This is a genomic window from Rhodococcus spongiicola (genome assembly GCF_004011835.1).
In the GTDB taxonomy this organism is placed as follows: Bacteria; Actinomycetota; Actinomycetes; order Mycobacteriales; family Mycobacteriaceae; genus Prescottella; species Prescottella spongiicola.
In genome coordinates this window covers 413,207-431,463 of record NZ_RKLN01000002.1, presented here as the reverse complement: position 1 = coordinate 431,463, position 18,257 = coordinate 413,207, and the positions used below count along the sequence as shown (strand labels likewise).

Sequence of the window (18,257 nt, the reverse complement as noted above, 5' to 3'; positions counted from 1 at the left end):
TGCGACTGAGAATCCGACGGTGGCCGCGACCGTCGTCGACGATCGCGGCCACCGGGTAGGGATGAGGGGAATCAGGACAGGTCGACCTGGGCGACGCGAGCGTCGAGCCGCTCCACGATCTGCGCGACCTCCTCGTCACCGACGACACGGTCGACCCGCAGGATCACCGTGGCACCCTGGCCGTCGATGTCCTGGCTCAGCGCGGCGGCCTGAATGTCGATGCCGGCGTTGCCCAGCACGGTGCCCAGGATGCCGAGCACGCCCGGACGATCGGTGTAGTGCGCGACGATGTTGTGACCCTCGGCGCGCAGATCGAAGCTGCGGCCGTTGATGCTGACGATCTTCTCGATCTGCTGCAGACCGGTCAACGCACCCGCGACGGTGGTGACGGTGCCGTCCGCGGCGACCGCGCGGACCTCGACGGCACTGCGGTGGGTCTGAGCCTCGCTTTGCTTTTCGACCTCGACGCTCACACCGCGCTGCTCGGCGAGCTGCGGGGCATTGACGAACGTGACGGCCTCGTCGCTGCTTGCCGAGAACAACCCCCGTAGTGCGGCCAGGCCGAGGATTTGGACGTTCTCGGCCGACAGCTCACCGCTCGCGATGACCTGGACGTTCTGGACGGCCTCGGGCGAGAGCGTGCCGGCCATCAGGCCCAGCTTGCGGACCAGCTCGAGCCACGGCGCGACCTCTTCACCGACCGGGCCTCCGGAGACGTTGACGGCGTCCGGCACGAACTCGCCGGCGAGGGCCAACAGAACGCTCTTCGCGACGTCGGTGCCGGCACGGTCCTGGGCCTCGGCGGTAGAGGCACCCAGGTGCGGGGTGACGACGACGTTGTCGAGGTCGAACAGCTTGGAGTCGGTGCAGGGCTCGGTGTTGAACACATCGAGGCCGGCAGCGCGAACCTTGCCCGACACGAGCGCGTCGTACAGCGCGTCCTCGTCGATCAGGCCACCGCGTGCGGCGTTGACGATGATGACGCCGTCCTTGGCCTTGGCCAGGCGTTCGGCGTTGATCAACCCCGCGGTCTCCTTGGTCTTGGGCAGGTGCACCGAGATGAAGTCGGCGCGCTCGACGAGCTCGTCGATGTCGACCAATTCGATGCCCAATTGCGCGGCGCGCGCGGCCGGTAGGTAGGGGTCGTAGGCGATGACGGTGGTCTCGAATGCCGCGAGACGCTGCGCGAACAGCTGGCCGATGCGGCCCAGGCCGACGACACCGACCGTCTTGCCGAGGATCTCGGTGCCGTTGAAGCTCGAACGCTTCCAGGTCTTCTCCCGCAGGGTGCGGTCCGCTGCGGGGATCTGACGGGCGGTCGACAGGAGCAGTGAGACGGCGTGCTCGGCCGCCGAGTGGATGTTGGAGGTAGGCGCGTTGACGACCATGACGCCACGTTCGGTGGCGGCCGGGATGTCGACGTTGTCGAGACCCACACCGGCTCGGCCGACGATCTTCAGCTTGCCGGCAGCTGCGAGCACCTCGGCGTCGACTGTGGTGGCCGAACGAACGAGCAGGGCCTCGGCCTCGGGGACAGCCGCGAGCAGCGCGGGGCGATCCGGGCCGTCGACCCAGCGCACCTCGACACCGTCTCCGAGCGCATCGACGGTCGATTGTGCGAGCTTGTCGGCGATCAAGACAACGGGGCGGCCATTCTGGCTCACGAGTGAACTCCCTGTGTTAGATGTCGGGCTTGCAGTGTCTTGGGATCCGCGGCCGGACGCCTCGTTGGGGGCGGGCAGAGGTGGTCGCGGTCGGGATCAGTCTAGTTGTCCGGAGGCGCCGATTCCGGGGCGGCATCTAATAGCACATGACAGATGCCCGAGTGAGGAGAATCGAAGATTCACACCGCCCGAACATGACTTCGGCCCGAGGGCAACGCATCCGTACGCGCCGTCCTCGGGCCGAGATTGATCAGACCAGCTCAGGCCGTCTCGGTGATCGGACGATCGACCCAGCTCATCAGGTCGCGCAGCTTCTTGCCGGTGACCTCGATCGGGTGCTCGGCGTTCGCCTTGCGCAGAGCCTCGAGCTCCTTGTTGCCACCCTCGACGTTGGCAACGAGCCTCTTGACGAAGGTGCCGTCCTGGATGTCCTTCAGGATGCCCTTCATGCGCTCCTTGGTGCCGGCATCGATCACGCGGGGACCGCTCAGGTATCCACCGAACTCGGCGGTGTCGGAGACCGAGTAGTTCATGCGGGCGATGCCACCCTCGTACATGAGGTCGACGATCAGCTTGAGCTCGTGCAGAACCTCGAAGTAGGCCATCTCCGGCGCATAGCCCGCCTCGACCATGACCTCGAAGCCGGTCTTGACGAGCTCTTCCGTACCACCGCACAGGACGGCCTGCTCACCGAACAGGTCGGTCTCGGTCTCTTCCTTGAAGGTGGTCTTGATGACGCCGGCGCGGGTACCACCGATGCCCTTCGCGTAGGACAGAGCCAGGGCCTGGCCCTCGCCCTTCGGATCCTGGTGAACGGCGATCAGGGCGGGAACACCCTTGCCGTCGACGAACTGACGGCGCACCAGGTGGCCGGGCCCCTTCGGGGCGACCATGCCGACGGTGACGTTCTCCGGTGCCGTGATCAGGTTGAAGTGGATGTTGAGGCCGTGACCGAAGAACAGCGCGTTGCCGTCCTTCAGGTTCGGCAGGATGTCGTTGGTGAAGATCGACGCCTGAGCGGTGTCGGGTGCGAGCACCATGATGACGTCGGCCCACTCGGCGACCTCGGCGGGCGTACCGACGGTCAGACCCTGCTCCTCGGCCTTGGCGCGGGACTTCGAACCCTCCTTGAGGCCGATGCGCACCTCGACACCGGAATCGCGCAGGCTCAGCGAGTGCGCGTGGCCCTGGCTGCCGTATCCGATGACCGCGACCTTGCGGCCCTGGATGATCGACAGGTCTGCATCGTCGTCGTAGAACATCTCGACTGCCACAGTTCTTACCTCTCCTCTGGGTTCTATGAACCTGTTGTTGTCAGTAGACGGCTGGACGGCTCTAGCGGGTCGCCGTGATGGACTTCGGCCCACGGCCGACCGCCACCACACCAGACTGCACGATCTCGCGGATGCCGAACGGGTCGAGCATGCGCAGGAGCGCGTCGAGCTTGGAACGCGTACCAGTCGCCTCGATCGTGACCGACTCGGGCGAGACGTCGATCACCTTGGCGCGGAACAGATTTACGGTCTCTATCACCTGTGTGCGGACACTCGCATCGGCACGAACCTTGATCAGGACCAACTCGCGCGCGACCGACGCCTCGGTGTCCTGTTCAACGATCTTGATGACGTTGACCAGCTTGTTGAGCTGCTTGGTCACCTGCTCGAGCGGGAACTCGTCGACGGTCACGACGATCGTCATGCGCGAGATTTCCGGGAGCTCGGTACCCCCCACGGCGAGCGACTCGATATTGAATCCGCGGCGGGAGAAGAGTGCAGCGACACGGGCCAGCACGCCCGGCTTGTCCTCTACGAGAACACTGAGGGTGTGGCTGGTGCTCACTGACGTTCCTCTCCGGCCGCGGCCTCGGAAGCGGCCTGCTCGCGCGCGGTCGCTTCCCGCATAGCTTCGTGAATGGTGGCGGGTTCGTCCGCCGACTCGTCTTCGTCGAACAGCGGCCGGATACCCCGGGCCGCCATGATCTCGTCGTTGCTGGTGCCGGCGGCGACCATCGGCCACACCTGGGCGTCCTTGCCGACGATGAAGTCGATGACGACGGGCTTGTCGTTGATCGACTGCGCGGTGCGGATCGCGTCCTCGACGTCCTCCTCACGCTCGACACGGATGCCGACACAACCGAGGGCCTCGGCGAGCTTGACGAAGTCCGGGATCCGCACGGCGCCGTGCGTTCCCAGGTTCGTGTTGGAGTAACGCTCGTCGTAGAACAGGGTCTGCCACTGGCGGACCATGCCGAGATTGCCGTTGTTGATGAGCGCGACCTTGATCGGCACGCCCTCGACGGCGCAGGTGGCCAGTTCCTGGTTGGTCATCTGGAAGCAGCCGTCGCCGTCGATGGCCCAGACCTCACGGTCGGGGACACCCATCTTGGCGCCCATCGCCGCCGGCACGGCGTAGCCCATCGTGCCCAGACCACCCGAGTTCAGCCACGTGCGCGGCTTCTCGTAGTTGACGAACTGTGCAGCCCACATCTGGTGCTGGCCGACACCGGCGCAGTAGATCGCATCCGGTCCCGCGATCCGGCCGATGGCCTGGATCACGAACTCGGGCGACAGCGCGCCGTCCGCCGGACGGTCGTACGACAGCGGGTAGGTGCGACGGATGCCGTCGAGGTAGGCCCACCACTCGGTGAGATCGAGCGTCGTTCCGGTCGCCTGGTCGGCGCGGATCGCCTCGATCAGCTCGGTGATGACCTCCTTGCAGTCGCCCACGATCGGGACGTCCGCATGACGGTTCTTGCCGATCTCCGCCGGATCGATATCGGCGTGAATGACCTTGGCATCGGGCGCGAACGACTCGAGGCGGCCGGTGACACGGTCGTCGAATCGCGCGCCGAGGGTGATCAGCAGATCGCTCTTCTGCAGCGCGGCGACGGCCGCGACCGTGCCGTGCATACCCGGCATACCGCAGTTGAGCTGGTGGCTGTCGGGGAAGGCGCCGCGGGCCATGAGGGTCGTGACGACCGGGATGCCGGTCAGCTCGGCCAGCTCGAGGAGCTCGGCGGACGCCTCGGCCTTGATCACGCCTCCGCCGACGTACAGGACAGGAGACTTGGCCTCGGCGATGAGCCGCGCGGCCTCGCGGACCTGCTTGCCGTGCGGCTTGGTGACCGGGCGGTAGCCGGGCAGATGCATCTCCGGCGGCCACGAGAACGTGGTCTGGGCCTGCAGGATGTCCTTCGGGATGTCGACGAGGACCGGACCCGGGCGACCACTCGCCGCCAGGTAGAACGCTTCGGCCAGAACGCGCGGGATGTCGGCGCCGTCCGTGATCAGGAAGTTGTGCTTGGTGATCGGCATCGTGATGCCTGAAATATCGGCTTCCTGGAACGCGTCGGTGCCGATCAGGCCGCGTCCGACCTGACCGGTGATCGCGACCACGGGGACCGAGTCCATCTGCGCGTCAGCGAGCGGGGTCACCAGGTTGGTAGCACCGGGACCGGACGTCGCCATGCACACACCGACCTTGCCGGTGGCCTGCGCGTAGCCCGTCGCGGCATGGCCGGCGCCCTGCTCATGGCGCACCAGCACGTGCCGAACGCCCTTCGAGTCGAAGAGCGGGTCGTACACCGGCAAGATGGCGCCACCTGGGATACCGAAGACGGTCTCGACCTCGAGCTCCTCGAGTGCACGAACCACGGACTGCGCGCCGGTAACCCGTTCGGGCGCGAGCTGACGGCGGTTGGCGGTCGATGTAGCTGCAGCCGCGGTTGTCGGGCTCGCTGCTCCCGACTTGCGCGGCGATGGTTGAGGCCGTGCGGTTGGTGCGCTCACTGATAGTCCTCTTTGATCTGGCTGTGCGGTTCTGAACCAAGGCAACAAAAAACCCTCGTCAGCATCAGCTGTACGAGGGTGGCGCGTCGTTATCTGGCGAGTTACAGCAACCGGCTCAGGCGACGACGCGCCGGCCGATTACGAGCAACCCATTCTGCTTCACGCGCTCGACGGTAGGCGCGCTCGTGGTGGACAGTCAACTTTGGTGAGTATGCCGTCCCAGAATGTAAGATGCCTCGGCTGCAATGCGAAGATGGTGAGGTGTCATCCTCCCAGCAGCCCGTGCCACCGCAGTCATCATCCCACACGCCCGGCGACGATCGACAGGTCATCCGGATTTCCCCCCTCGCCCTGATGGCGTGCTTTCTGCTGCTCTTCTGCATCAGCTTCCCGGTCCTCGGCTGGCCCGAGGTGTTCGGCTGGATGCTGGCCATCCCTTTCCTGATCGGCGCCTGGGTCCTGCGCGTCCGCACGACCGTCACGCCCGAGGGGCTCGAACTGCGACGCCCGTTCTCCTCGGTGTCCATTTCGTGGGATCAGATCAAGGGCTTCCGCTTCCCCAAGCGCGGCTGGGCCCGGGCCGACCTCGTCGACGGCTCCCAGGTGGCGTTGCCGGTCGTGACCTTCGGACGTCTCCCCCAGTTGGCGTCCGCGAGTGGTGGCCGGGTCACCGACCCGTATGCCGCGGCTCGTGCGGCGGCGAGTGACAAGAACCGCGAAGAGCACGAAGAGCCCGCCGCCCAATCCGCGACGACGAACACGGAGTCGGATACCGACTGACCTGTTCGTAGGAGTAGCGTCTCGCCAGGACGTCCACTGCTCCCACCGGAGAGGACGAGACGGCCACACAGCCGAAATCGGGTCCTGCCGGCCAACATCTTCACGGGCCCGCCTGTTTCACGAACTACGCCGCACTCGGTAGGCGGAGAGCCAGCCCCGCCGAGAACCGTTGATCGACGAAGGAATCGCCCATGCCCCCGCTGAGGTCACGCACCACCACCGTCGGACGCAACGCTGCCGGAGCCCGCTCGCTGTGGCGCGCCACCGGCATGACGGACTCCGACTTCGGTAAGCCGATCGTCGCGATCGCGAATTCCTACACGCAGTTCGTCCCCGGCCACGTCCACCTCAAGGAGGTGGGCGAGATCGTCGCAGAGGCCGTCCGTGCAGCCGGCGGTGTGCCGAGGGAGTTCCACACGATCGCAGTCGACGACGGCATCGCGATGGGGCATGGCGGTATGTTGTACTCGCTCCCGAGCCGCGAGATCATCGCCGACTCGGTCGAGTACATGGTCAACGCTCACACCGCCGATGCGCTGGTGTGTATCTCGAACTGTGACAAGATCACCCCCGGCATGCTCAATGCCGCAATGCGCCTGAACATCCCGACGGTGTTCGTCTCGGGCGGTCCGATGGAGGCCGGCAAGGCCGTCGTCGTCGATGGTGTGGCACAGGCCCCGACCGACCTGATCACCGCGATCTCCGCGAGCGCCAACGACTCGGTATCCGACGAGGGGCTCGACGAGGTCGAGCGCAGTGCCTGCCCGACGTGCGGTTCGTGCTCGGGCATGTTCACCGCGAACTCGATGAATTGCCTCACCGAGGCACTGGGCCTGGCTCTGCCCGGCAACGGATCGACGCTGGCCACCCACGAGGCGCGGAGGACTCTGTTCAGCCGGGCCGGCACCACGGTTGTCGAGGCCGCGCTGCGCTACTACCGCGACGACGATGAGTCGGTCCTGCCACGGAACATCGCCTCCCCAAAGGCCTTCCGCAATGCGATGGCACTCGATGTCGCGATGGGCGGCTCCACCAACACCGTCCTGCACACGCTCGCTGCGGCGCAGGAAGGCGAGGTCGACTTCGATCTGTCCACGATCGACGAGATCAGCCGTCGAGTGCCGTGCCTGTCCAAGGTCTCCCCCAACTCGGACTACCACATGGAGGACGTCCACCGCGCCGGCGGCATCCCCGCGATCCTCGGTGAACTACGCCGCGGGGGCCTACTGGAAACTGACGTCCACACGGTGCATTCAGCGAACCTCGAATCGTGGCTCGACACATGGGACATCCGCTCGGGCAAGGCTTCCCACGAGGCGATCGAGTTGTTCCATGCGGCCCCGGGTGGTGTGCGGACCACCGAGCCGTTCTCGACGAACAATCGTTGGTCGTCACTCGACACGGACGCCGAGGGGGGGTGCATCCGGGATGTCGAGCACGCCTACACGATCGAGGGTGGCCTGTGCGTGCTGCGCGGCAACGTCGCCGTCGACGGCGCGATCCTCAAGACCGCCGGCATCGACGAGGATCTGTTCTCATTCGAGGGCCCGGCGGTCGTCGTCGAGTCACAGGAGGAGGCAGTCTCGGTGATCCTCGAGAAGAAGATCAAGCCGGGCGACGTCATCGTGGTCCGCTACGAGGGGCCGAAGGGAGGGCCGGGCATGCAGGAGATGCTGCACCCCACCGCCTTCCTCAAGGGATCGGGTCTCGGCAAGGCGTGCGCCCTGATCACTGACGGCCGCTTCTCGGGCGGCACGTCGGGCCTGTCGATCGGCCACATCTCCCCCGAGGCCGCATCCGGAGGCGTGATCGGTCTGGTCGAGAACGGCGACCAGATCCGGATCGACGTCGCGACCCGCGCGCTCGAGGTCCTCGTCGACGAGGAGGTCCTTGCCGAGCGCCGCGCCAAGATGGACACCTCCGAGCGTCCCTGGCAGCCGGTGAACCGTCAACGCCCGGTCACCACCGCGTTGCGCGCCTACGCCGCACTGGCCTCCTCCGCCGACAAGGGCGCTGTTCGCCAGGTGCCGTAGCAGCCCACGACTGCGCGGCATGCGTGATGTGTCATGGGGTGCCGCGTACCCCATCGGGTACGCGGCACAGTCGTGTTCGCCCCGGAGCGCCGTCAGATGACGGGGTTGGCGCCGTTGAGGGCGAACCACACGCCCACCCCGGCGGCGATACCGACGATCAGGATCGCTACGGAGCCTGCGTGGGGGCGGGTCGCCCACCGACGCCGGCCGTCCAGCGCGATCCGACCGGGCCCGATCAGGATTATTGCTGCCGCCGCCGCACCGATGAGGGTCTCGTACTCGATCCCCTCGGGCTCGAAGTAGGCGAGGCCGGGGACCGTCGACTGCTGGATGCACCATGCGTTGATCATCACCGCGAGCACTCCAGCGGCGGCAACGGGCGTGAACAGACCCAAGATCAGCAGTGCCCCACCGGCCACCTCCCCGAGCGCGCCCGCAACTGCAAGGGCGCCTGCGTGGTCGAAGCCCGCGTCGGCCAGTTCGTCCCGGTAGCCGGCGAGACCGGGCCCGTCCCACCACCCCACCAGCTTCTGCAAGCCGTCGGCCAGCAGCGTGCCGCCGACCGCCAGACGCAGAATCAGCAGGCCCGCGTCCATGGTGCCGCGGCGCGACCCCGCCTCGTCGGGAGTCGGCGGCGGGACAACGACGGGTCCCGCGCCCGATGCGGCGGACGAGATCGGCTCAGACACGATCGGGTCGGACAAGAACGGGTCGGACGAGAAGGGCTCCGGCACGACCGCCCCGACGCGCTCGATCACCGGGCTGGATTGTTCTGACACCTCGAATGGTGGGACCGAAGACGGTGGCGGGACCGAAGATGATGAAGACGGCTGGTCGAGCGGACTCCCCCCGAACACCCCGCCGATGGACTCGGTGTGATCTTTCGGCTTGTCAGTCACGAGAAGCAGCCTAAGTGCGCCCACCCGCGTTGACCGGGCACCGAACCCCGGCGCGCCGGTCGCGATGCACCGCGTGGCAACCGGCGGCGGACCTTCCGTAACGTCTCCACTATGACCAAGGGTGGACAGGGCCGGACGGCTCGGCGGCTGGCGGCGACCGCGGTGTTGTCGATCGCCGTGCTCATCGCCGGATGCGCTCGGTTCGACGACTCCGCGTCGTCACCGTTCACCCCGGAGCCGACCTTCGGGTCCGGGGGCGAGGTAAGCCCTCGCCAGCCACCGCCCCCGACGTCGCCGATACCCGAGACGTCGGTACCGAACGACCCATGCTTCGACAACGATCCCAACGTGATCGCGACCTGCCTCGATGCCACCGGGGGAATGGTGATGTTGCCCGGAGGCGAGTCGGCTCTGGTCACAGAGAGGCGAACGGGCCGCATCATGCGTGTGGCACCTCGCGAGGAGCCCACCGAGGTTGCCCGTATCCCGGTCGATTCCAGTGCCGGCGGCGGACTGCTCGACATCGCCCTGTCCCCGACTTTCGAAGAGGACAACCTGATCTACGCCTACATCACGACACCGAGCGACAACCGAGTCGTGAGGATCGCGCCCGGCGACAGACCGAAGAACCTGCTCACCGGGATCCCGCGGGGCGCTGGCGGAAACACCGGCGCGCTGACCTTCTCGAAGCCCGGTGAACTGATGGTCCTGTCAGGCGACGCCGGAAACCCCTCGGCTGCAGCCGATCCCGCGTCACTCGCGGGAAAGCTGTTGCGTGTCACAGCACTCTCACCGACCCCGACTCCACCGCGCCCCTTGGTGGCGCTCTCGGGAGTCGGCCTGGCCGGCGACGTGTGCAGGGATCCGAGCGGCGCGGTGTGGGTGACCGACCGCACCGCAGTCGAGGATCGGCTGCAGCGGGTGGCGGCCGACGGCACGGTCGGCGCGCCCGCATGGACGTGGCCTGACAAGCCGGGTGTCGCAGGATGTTCCGCCGTTTTGGGTGCGGTCGCGGTCGCGCTGACCGACGGAGAGGCGATGGCGGTGCTGGCGACCGAGCCCGACACCGGCGCGGTCACAACGGCTCCGGCCCTCCTCGCACAAAACCTCTACGGTCGGCTCGGCGGGACGGCGATCAGCGCTGATGGGCAGATCTGGGCCGCCACGGTCAACAAGTCCGGCGGAACACCGGTTCCGACCGATGATCGAGTCGTCAAGCTGCCGTTGCCATCCGGCGGCGGCGGTATCGATTGACGGTCACGCGGGGAGCTGGTCACGTGGCGGGCCCGGGGTCTTCGCCGCCAGCATGCTTGCCAGCGACGGCAGCACGAGGACGGTGATGGCGCCGGCCGTCACAAGGATCGATGCGCTCGCGTTCGACATTCGCCCTGCCGAGACCGCCACGTCTGTAACCGCGACGATGAGTGGTAGCCCGGTCGTCGCATACAACGCGACCTGCAGTGGCTCCCCGGCGTCAAGGTTCGCGCCCGCCGGTCCGCGGTCGTAGCGCGACGCGACGAACACCGGCAGGCCGCGCACCACGAGCAACAGGCCGAGAAACGCGAGCAGGATCCCCGGCGCACTGACTACCGCGGAAACGTCGATCGCCATGCCCGAGGTGATGAAGAAGATCGGGATGAGCAGCCCGAATCCGATGCCGTCGAGCTTGGTCTCGAGCTGTTTGTTGCCCCGTGGGACCGCTCGCCGCAGGATGAATCCGGCAGCGAAGGCGCCCAGGATGATGTCGAGATTGAACACGGCCGCCACCGCGATGAGGGTGATCAGTAGCAACATCACCAACCGCACGGTGGTCTGGCCGGTGGTCTCCGATCCACGCTGTACCAGCGTCAGCATCCATGATCCCTCGCGCAGCCGAGCGGGCAACAAAGCCACCACGACCGCCACGACCGCGAATGCCGCCAGCACGACCGAGGACAGTACGGCGCTGCGGGTACCTAGCAGCACCGCCATCGCAATGACCGGCCCGATCTCCCCGATCGCCCCGTGATTGAGTACCGCCCGGCCTACCGGTGTGTCGACCAAGCCACGATCCTTGAGTATCGGCAGCAGGGCGGACAGTGCCGTCGACGTGAGTGCGATCGCGACCGCGATCTCGGAGTTGATGAGCCCGGCAGCACCGAAAGCGACGACGACAGCGAACGCGAGCGCGAGGCTGACCAGCCAGGTCACCGCCGCGCGACGACCTGCACGGCCGGTCAACTCGTTCCTGTCGATCTCGTAACCGGCGATCAGAAACAGCATGCCGAGCCCCAGCTCACGCAGTAATTCGATCTCGCCGCCGACGCTCGCGAGGTCGAGGGCGTGCGGCCCGATCACGATCCCGAACGTGAGCAGCAGCACGATCTCGGGGATTGGCCAGCGCCGCACCGATCCCGCGATGAGTGGGGCCAAAGCCGCAGCAACCGCGATCCAGAACAGGGATGTGGCGACGGCGGCGCTCATGCGCCGCTACATTAGCTGCACGCGGCGAGAACGAGTTCCTTGACACGCGCCGGGTCGGCTTGGCCGCGAGTGGCCTTCATGACGTCACCGACGATCTTGCCCGCCGCCGCCACTTTGCCGCCGCGGATCTTCTCGACGATGTCAGGGTTCGCAGCGAGCGCCTCGTCCACCGCTGCCTGCAGCTTGGTGTCGTCGCGCTCGACGACCAGGCCGCGCGCGTCGACGATCTGCTCGGGCTCGCCTTCGCCGTCGAGCACGAAGTCGACGACCTGGCGGGCGACCTTGTTGTTGAGCTTGCCGCCCTCGACCAGTTCGACGACCTTGGCAACCTGCGCCGGGGTGATCGGCAGGTCGGCAAGCTCGACTCCGCGGGTGTTGGCCTGCTGGGCAAGGTACGAGACCCACCAGGATCGGGCAGCGTCGGCAGGCGCGCCGGCCTCGGTGGTCGCGATGACCAGATCCAAGGCACCGGCGTTGACGAGGTCTCGCATCACCTCGTCGGAGACGCCCCACTCCTGCTGGATACGGGCACGGCGGAGCCACGGCAGCTCGGGCAGCGTGGCCCGCAGCTGCTCGACCCACTCGGCGCTCGGGGCGACCGGCTCGAGGTCGGGTTCGGGGAAGTAGCGGTAGTCCTCGGCGGTCTCCTTGCGGCGGCCGGGGGACGTGGTGCCGTCGGCCTCCTGAAAGTGCCGGGTCTCTTGAACGACTTCGTGGCCTCTCGTCAACACAGCGGCCTGGCGGCGCATCTCGTAGCGGACGGCCGTCTCGACACTCTTGAGCGAGTTGACGTTCTTGGTCTCGGTGCGGGTGCCGAACTCCTTGGAACCGATCGGCATCAGCGAGACGTTGGCATCACAGCGCAGCGAACCCTGGTCCATGCGGACGTCGGAGACGTCGAGTGCCTTCAGGAGATCACGGAGCGCGGTGACGTAGGCGCGGGCCACCTCGGGGGCACGCGCACCGGCGCCGGTGATGGGCTTGGTGACGATCTCGATCAGCGGTACGCCCGCCCGGTTGTAGTCGAGCAGCGAGTGGCTGGCACCGTGGATCCGTCCGGTGGCACCGCCGACGTGCAGCGACTTGCCGGTGTCCTCCTCCATGTGGGCGCGCTCGATCTCCACGCGCCACGTGGTGCCGTCGTCGAGGACGACATCGAGATGGCCGTTCTGCGCGATCGGCTCGTCGTACTGCGAGATCTGGTAGTTCTTCGGCTGGTCCGGGTAGAAGTAGTTCTTCCGCGCGAACCGACCCCACGGGGTGATCGAGCAGTTCAGTGCGAGGCCGATGCGGACGGCGGACTCGACGGCCGCCTGGTTGACCACCGGCAGTGCACCGGGAAGCCCCAGGCAGACCGGACAGACCTGCGTGTTCGGCTCGGCACCGAACGTCGTGGGGCAGCCACAGAACATCTTCGTGGCGGTGTGCAGCTCGACGTGCACTTCCATGCCCAGTACGGGCTCGAACTTCGCGAGGACGGCGTCATAGTCGAGAAGGTCAGCGGACACGGCGGCAGTCATGCCCACGAGTTTATGCGCCTCGTCACCCGAAGAACGCGGCCGCCTCCCGGTACCGCTCGAGCGGTACGGTCTTGAGTTGCTTGGTCGCCTCCGACAGCGGCACGAGGTCGATCTCGGTGCCGTGCAGCGCCACCATCTGGCCGAACTGTCCATCGTGCGCGGCGTCCGTGGCATGCACCCCGAAGCGGGTAGCCAGGATCCGGTCGTACGGCGTGGGAGTGCCGCCACGCTGCACGTGCCCGAGCACCGTCGTGCGAACCTCCTTGCCGATCCGCCGCTCGATCTCGACGGCGAGCTGCTGCGCGACGCCGGTGAAGATCTTGTGCCCGAACTCGTCGATACCGCCCTCCTTCAACGTCATGGACGCCGGGTCGGGTGCCGCGCCCTCTGCGACGACGCAGATGAAGTGCGAGTCGCCACGCTGAAAGCGCTTCTTGACCATGTCGCATACCTCGTCGACGTCGAACGGCTGCTCGGGCACGAGAATCAGGTGCGCGCCCGAGGCCATCCCGGACTGCAGCGCGATCCAGCCGGCGTGCCGGCCCATCACCTCGACGAGCATGACGCGCTGGTGCGATTCCGCGGTGGTGTGGAGTCGGTCGATCGCGTCGGTCGCGATGGTGAGGGCGGTGTCGAAGCCGAATGTGACGTCGGTGCAGTCGATGTCGTTGTCGATCGTCTTGGGGACTCCGACGACGGGCACTCCGCTGTCGGCAAGCCAACTGCCGGCGGTCAGCGTTCCCTCTCCCCCGATGGGAATGAGGACGTCGATGCCGTTGTCTTCGAGGGTCTGCTTGATCCGGTCGAGGCCGTCGTACAGCTTCTGGGGGTTTACCCGCGCGGTGCCGAGAATCGTCCCGCCGCGCGCGAGGATCCGGTCGATCCGGTCCTCGTTCCGCATCTCCACCTTGCGGTCCTCGAGCAGCCCCCGCCAACCGTCCCGGAACCCGACGATGGTGCTTCCGTACCGCCCTTCGGCTGTTCGTACGACCGCGCGGATCACGGCGTTGAGACCGGGACAATCGCCGCCACCGGTCAGAATTCCGATGCGCATCACGGCCCCCTCGACGTTCGGGTAGCAGAGCGGTCCCTTCTCATCTTGCCGTTCCTGCGCGGATCGGGCACCCTCGGTCGATCAACCAGGCGTGACCAGTCCCGTTTCGTACGCGAGCACGACGGCCTGTGCGCGGTCACGCAATGAGAGCTTCGCCAGGACCTTGCCCACGTGGGTCTTGACGGTTTGTTCCGCGAGGAACAGGCGTTCGGCAATCTCGGTGTTCGACAACCCGGCCGCGATGAGTTCGAGGACCTCCCGCTCGCGCGGGGTCAACGTCTCGAGTTGGCGCTGTCGGACGCGCGGGGTAGGGCGGCGACGGGTGACGTCTGCAATCAGCCGCCGTGTGACGCTCGGAGCGAGCAGCGCCTCCCCGGCTGCAACGACGCGCACCGCACGGATCAACTCCTCGGCGGGCGCGTCCTTGAGCATGAAACCGCTCGCACCGAGCCCGAGGGCCTCGTACACGTACTCGTCGATGTCGAACGTCGTCAGCATCAACACCCGGATGGGTGGATCTGTTGCTGCCGAGAGGATTTCGCGGGCGGCGTCGAGCCCGTTGAGTTCCGGCATGCGCACGTCCATCAGAACGACGTCGGGGCGTAGCCGCGCGACCTCCGACACAGCGACGCGACCGTTCGGCGCGTCGCCGATCACGCTGATATCGGGCTGCGCACCCAGCAGGGCACCGAAGCCCTGCCGCACCATCGCCTGATCGTCCGCAATGAAGACCGTGATCGCCACCCGGCACAGCCTAGTCTCGCGTCGACGAACAGCGAACACACTCGGAACAACGAACACACTCGGTTGTCGTGGATGAACATAGTCAAATTCTCAATCACCGTCGGGCGATCGGCGCACCGCTGACAGGCCTCGACGCGGTGAGGCCTCCCTGGCGGTGCTGCGAATGTGTGTGGCTCTGAGTTCATCTGGCCGTGTCCGCCGCGACGACTGTGAGGAGCGAGACAATTTCGTCGAATAGCGACCTTCCTCACAACCATCACATAGGGTCACCGCGTGGCTGAGATCAATCGACGATCATTCTTGACATTTGCCGGGCTCGGAGCCATCGGAGCGGTGGGACTCGGAGCGCGCCCCTGGGGTCTGCAATACGCGGGCGCAGCGCCGCTCCCCACCGGCACCACCCTCGAGGCGGTGGCCATGCCGCTCGGTAGCTCCGGGTACCGCAAACTCGGCGCCGGGCCTGGGTGGCCGACAGTGGTCCGCACCGAGCTCGCCGAGGCAAAGACCGGCCGTGAGGACCGGCGGACTGCCCTCGCCTCATTCGTTCAGATCACCGACGTCCACATCATTGATGCTCAGTCTCCGATGCGCTTCGAGTTCGTCGACTCCTTCAACGGCTCCGCCCACCGTCCCCAGGAGACAATGGCCGCCCAGGGCCTCACCGCCCTGGTCAGGCAGATCAACGCGATCGCATCCGGGCCGCACACCCAGCGCCGCTTCGATGCGGTCGTCACCACCGGTGACAACACCGACAACAAGGAATTCGCCGAACTGGACTGGTTCCTCACAGCCATGAACGGCGGCACCATCACCCCCAACACGGGTGCGCCCGACCGCTACGAAGGCGTGCAGGACTCAGATGTGGATATGTACTGGAACCCCGGCTCGTCGGTCCAGGACAAGTACAAGCAGGCCGGGTTCCCCGAGATTCCGGGACTGCTCGACGCCGCTATCGCCCCCTTCACCAGTCCCGGCCTGAACACCCCGTGGTACTGCGTGTTCGGCAATCACGACGACACGCCGATAGGCACCCTCCCCAACGGAATCCCGCTGCTGGAAAGGATGTACACGGGTTCGTTGAAGTTCATGGAACCGGGCTCACCGGAGCAGGTGGCGTCCGTGAGCTCCGCCGCCGTCTCCGGCAACGCCGAACTCGTGCTTGCCGCTCTGTCCTCGTTCACCAAACCGCCACGGAAGGTCACACCCGATCTCGCCCGCAGCCCATTCACAAAACGCGAGTTCGTTGCCGAACACCTCAAACCGGAGAACACCGGTCCGGGACCGGTCGGCCACGGTTTCACACCGGATGCCGGCGAGACCGGGATCGCGTACTACTCCTTCGAGATCGCCCCAGGCGTCGTCGGAATAGGCATGGACTCCACGAACCCCGTCGGCCTCGCCGAAGGCTCGCTGGGCGAAGCACAGCTCCAGTGGATCGAGGAGACTCTGATCGCCGGGAGCAGCCGGTACTACGACACCGACGGCTCACCGGTATCGCGACAGGGGACCGACACCTGGTTCGTGCTGTTCAGTCACCATACGAGCAGCATGGACGCCCTACTCCCGGACCCGGCGAACCCGTCCGAACGCCGGGTACCCGGTTCCGAGGTGGTGGATCTGCTGCACAGATTCCCGAACGTGCTCGCCTGGGTCAACGGCCACACCCATAGGAACAAGGTCCGCCCCCGGGAAGGGGCCACCCCGGAGCAGTCGTTCTGGGAGATCAACACGGCGTCGCACATCGACTTCCCCCAACTCGGGCGGATCATCGAGGTGACCGACAACGTCGACGGCACCGTCTCCCTCTTCACCACCCTGTTCGAGGCCGACAGCCCCTATTCCGTCGACTACACCGATCTCTCGCCGGTCGGCCTTGCGTCGTTGTACCGGGAGTTCGCCTTCAACGACGCCTCTCCCAGTTCCACCAGGTCGGGTACGGCCGAGGACCAGAACGTCGAACTGGTGCTCGCGTCAGGTCGCTGAGCCCAGACTCATCGAGGCTAGGCGAGCGGCACCACAGGTACCGAGGCCCGGACCTCGAAGCCGCCGTCGTCGAGGGCACGGGTCTCGACCGTGCCGCCGACGGCGGCGGCGCGCTCGCGCATGCCCCCGATACCGCTACCACCCGATGCTTCCGGCAGGGTCGACGCATCCACTTCGATCCGGGCAGGACCGTTGACCACGACGAGCGACGCGACGGACGTCCCGTAGTCGAGCGCCACGGTCACGTGTGCGCCCGGGCAGTGCCGCGCCGCGTTCGCTAGTGACTCCTGCAGAATCCGGTACACCGTCAGCCCCGACAACTCGGACAGGAAGGCCGGATCTCCGGTCACGCTCCACGACAACGAGATACCGGTCCTCCGGGTACCGTCGAGCAGTTCCTGGATCTGCGAGACGCCCGGCTGCGGTGCCCGCTCGACCGTATCGGCGTCGCTGCGCAGCACGCCGAGGAGTCCGCGGATCTCGTTGAGTGCCTCGCGCGCTGTGGATCCGATGGACTCGAACTCGGCCTTGGCCTCGTCGGACAACGACGTGAGCCGGTACTCCGCGCTCTGCGCCTGCACGACGACCATCGACATGTGGTGTGCGACGACGTCGTGCAGGTCACGTGCGATGCGCGCCTTCTCCTCGAGGATCGCCCGTCGTGCGCGTTCCAGTTCACTGGTCTGCTCCTCCGCAGCCAGCTGCCGACGCGAGAGCACCAGCCACCGCACCAACAGTCCGAAGACCACCATCGCGGTGAGCCCGACGGCCCAGCCCCGACCGTCCTCCCTCGGTGTTTCGGCGAGAAACAGCAGCACGGTCGAGATCCACGCCACTACCACGGTGGGCGGACCGGCGGTGAGACTCACCGACAGCAGCAGCGCCATGATCACGATGATGTGCACGACCTGCCACGGGTACGTGTACTCGGAGGCCGGGACGAGATCGAAGACGAACGGGATGACCAGCGCCGATACCGCCGAAATCGCCCATCCCAGAGCAGGGTTGGCGCGGATCAGCACGAACGGCCAAGCCGCGAGCGCCGCGACGATGGGCTGCACCGGGTTTGGCACCTGATGGGTCAAGTGCAGCGTCGGCCATGCCACCGCGTACAGAATCGCGGTGACGAGACCGACGAGGACGGCCGCGCGGTGCCCACGCAATCGCCCAGTCGCTCGGCGGACCAGTTCGTTGCCACTCACAGGTTTCGACTCTAGGAACTCTCGTGCCTTCGGGCGTCATACCCGGGAGCGAGATCGATCTGGTACCTCGGTACGAGAGAAACGTCGGGGACACCTCCGTCGAGGTGTGCGGTTTCGGCACTTCGGA

At 66.7% G+C, this 18,257-nt stretch carries 14 protein-coding genes; 4 read left to right on the top strand and 10 right to left on the bottom strand.

What is annotated here, in order from left to right:
• Nucleotides 1–71 precede the first annotated feature (71 nt).
• The 4 genes from serA to EF834_RS06725 form a co-directional block, all read right to left on the bottom strand.
• Nucleotides 72–1,664 (bottom strand): phosphoglycerate dehydrogenase, encoded by a 1,593-nt coding sequence (gene serA, locus EF834_RS06740; RefSeq protein WP_127946433.1) that lies wholly within the window; start codon nt 1,662–1,664, stop codon nt 72–74.
• Between the two features lie 260 nt (nt 1,665–1,924).
• Entirely contained in the window at nt 1,925–2,926 is a 1,002-nt protein-coding gene (gene ilvC, locus EF834_RS06735; protein WP_206615218.1) for a ketol-acid reductoisomerase, read from the bottom strand.
• Nucleotides 2,927–2,999: 73 nt separating this feature from the next.
• A complete protein-coding gene (gene ilvN, locus EF834_RS06730) occupies nt 3,000–3,503 on the bottom strand; it encodes an acetolactate synthase small subunit (RefSeq protein WP_127946431.1) in 504 nt (167 codons plus the stop codon).
• Nucleotides 3,500–5,452 (bottom strand): acetolactate synthase large subunit, encoded by a 1,953-nt coding sequence (locus tag EF834_RS06725; RefSeq protein WP_127946430.1) that lies wholly within the window; start codon nt 5,450–5,452, stop codon nt 3,500–3,502. The genes ilvN and EF834_RS06725 overlap by 4 nt, the downstream gene beginning before the upstream one ends.
• A gap of 282 nt (nt 5,453–5,734) precedes the next feature.
• On the opposite strand from EF834_RS06725, the gene EF834_RS06720 reads away from it, so the two are divergent.
• Nucleotides 5,735–6,232: a PH domain-containing protein gene (locus EF834_RS06720; RefSeq protein WP_127946729.1), complete on the top strand. Its 498-nt coding sequence runs from the start codon at nt 5,735–5,737 to the stop codon at nt 6,230–6,232.
• A 191-nt stretch (nt 6,233–6,423) separates the two neighbouring features.
• The gene (gene ilvD, locus EF834_RS06715; protein WP_127946429.1) at nt 6,424–8,265 is read left to right on the top strand and encodes a dihydroxy-acid dehydratase; all 1,842 of its coding nucleotides are present in this window, start codon (nt 6,424–6,426) and stop codon (nt 8,263–8,265) included.
• A gap of 92 nt (nt 8,266–8,357) precedes the next feature.
• Here ilvD and EF834_RS18730 read toward each other — a convergent pair whose 3' ends face one another.
• Nucleotides 8,358–9,164, bottom strand: coding sequence for a DoxX family protein (locus tag EF834_RS18730; RefSeq protein ID WP_408014475.1), 807 nt, complete (start codon nt 9,162–9,164; stop codon nt 8,358–8,360).
• Nucleotides 9,165–9,275: 111 nt separating this feature from the next.
• Here EF834_RS18730 and EF834_RS06705 point away from each other — a divergent pair, with 111 nt between their 5' ends.
• Complete coding sequence (locus tag EF834_RS06705; RefSeq protein WP_127946428.1) at nt 9,276–10,418, top strand: PQQ-dependent sugar dehydrogenase; 1,143 nt, start codon at nt 9,276–9,278, stop codon at nt 10,416–10,418.
• Between the two features lie 3 nt (nt 10,419–10,421).
• Here the strand turns inward: EF834_RS06705 and EF834_RS06700 are convergent, their stop codons facing one another.
• The 4 genes from EF834_RS06700 to EF834_RS06685 form a co-directional block, all read right to left on the bottom strand.
• The gene (locus EF834_RS06700; protein WP_127946427.1) at nt 10,422–11,627 is read right to left on the bottom strand and encodes a cation:proton antiporter; all 1,206 of its coding nucleotides are present in this window, start codon (nt 11,625–11,627) and stop codon (nt 10,422–10,424) included.
• An 11-nt stretch (nt 11,628–11,638) separates the two neighbouring features.
• Nucleotides 11,639–13,147: an Asp-tRNA(Asn)/Glu-tRNA(Gln) amidotransferase subunit GatB gene (gene gatB, locus EF834_RS06695; RefSeq protein WP_127946426.1), complete on the bottom strand. Its 1,509-nt coding sequence runs from the start codon at nt 13,145–13,147 to the stop codon at nt 11,639–11,641.
• Nucleotides 13,148–13,169: 22 nt separating this feature from the next.
• Nucleotides 13,170–14,201 (bottom strand): ATP-dependent 6-phosphofructokinase, encoded by a 1,032-nt coding sequence (locus tag EF834_RS06690; RefSeq protein WP_127946425.1) that lies wholly within the window; start codon nt 14,199–14,201, stop codon nt 13,170–13,172.
• An 81-nt stretch (nt 14,202–14,282) separates the two neighbouring features.
• Complete coding sequence (locus EF834_RS06685; RefSeq protein WP_127946424.1) at nt 14,283–14,945, bottom strand: response regulator; 663 nt, start codon at nt 14,943–14,945, stop codon at nt 14,283–14,285.
• 273 nt (nt 14,946–15,218) lie between these two features.
• On the opposite strand from EF834_RS06685, the gene EF834_RS06680 reads away from it, so the two are divergent.
• Complete coding sequence (locus EF834_RS06680) at nt 15,219–16,928, top strand: TIGR03767 family metallophosphoesterase (RefSeq protein ID WP_127946423.1); 1,710 nt, start codon at nt 15,219–15,221, stop codon at nt 16,926–16,928.
• A gap of 17 nt (nt 16,929–16,945) precedes the next feature.
• Here EF834_RS06680 and EF834_RS06675 read toward each other — a convergent pair whose 3' ends face one another.
• Nucleotides 16,946–18,130 (bottom strand): sensor histidine kinase, encoded by a 1,185-nt coding sequence (locus tag EF834_RS06675; RefSeq protein WP_235871028.1) that lies wholly within the window; start codon nt 18,128–18,130, stop codon nt 16,946–16,948.
• Between the last annotated feature and the right edge of the window lie 127 nt (nt 18,131–18,257).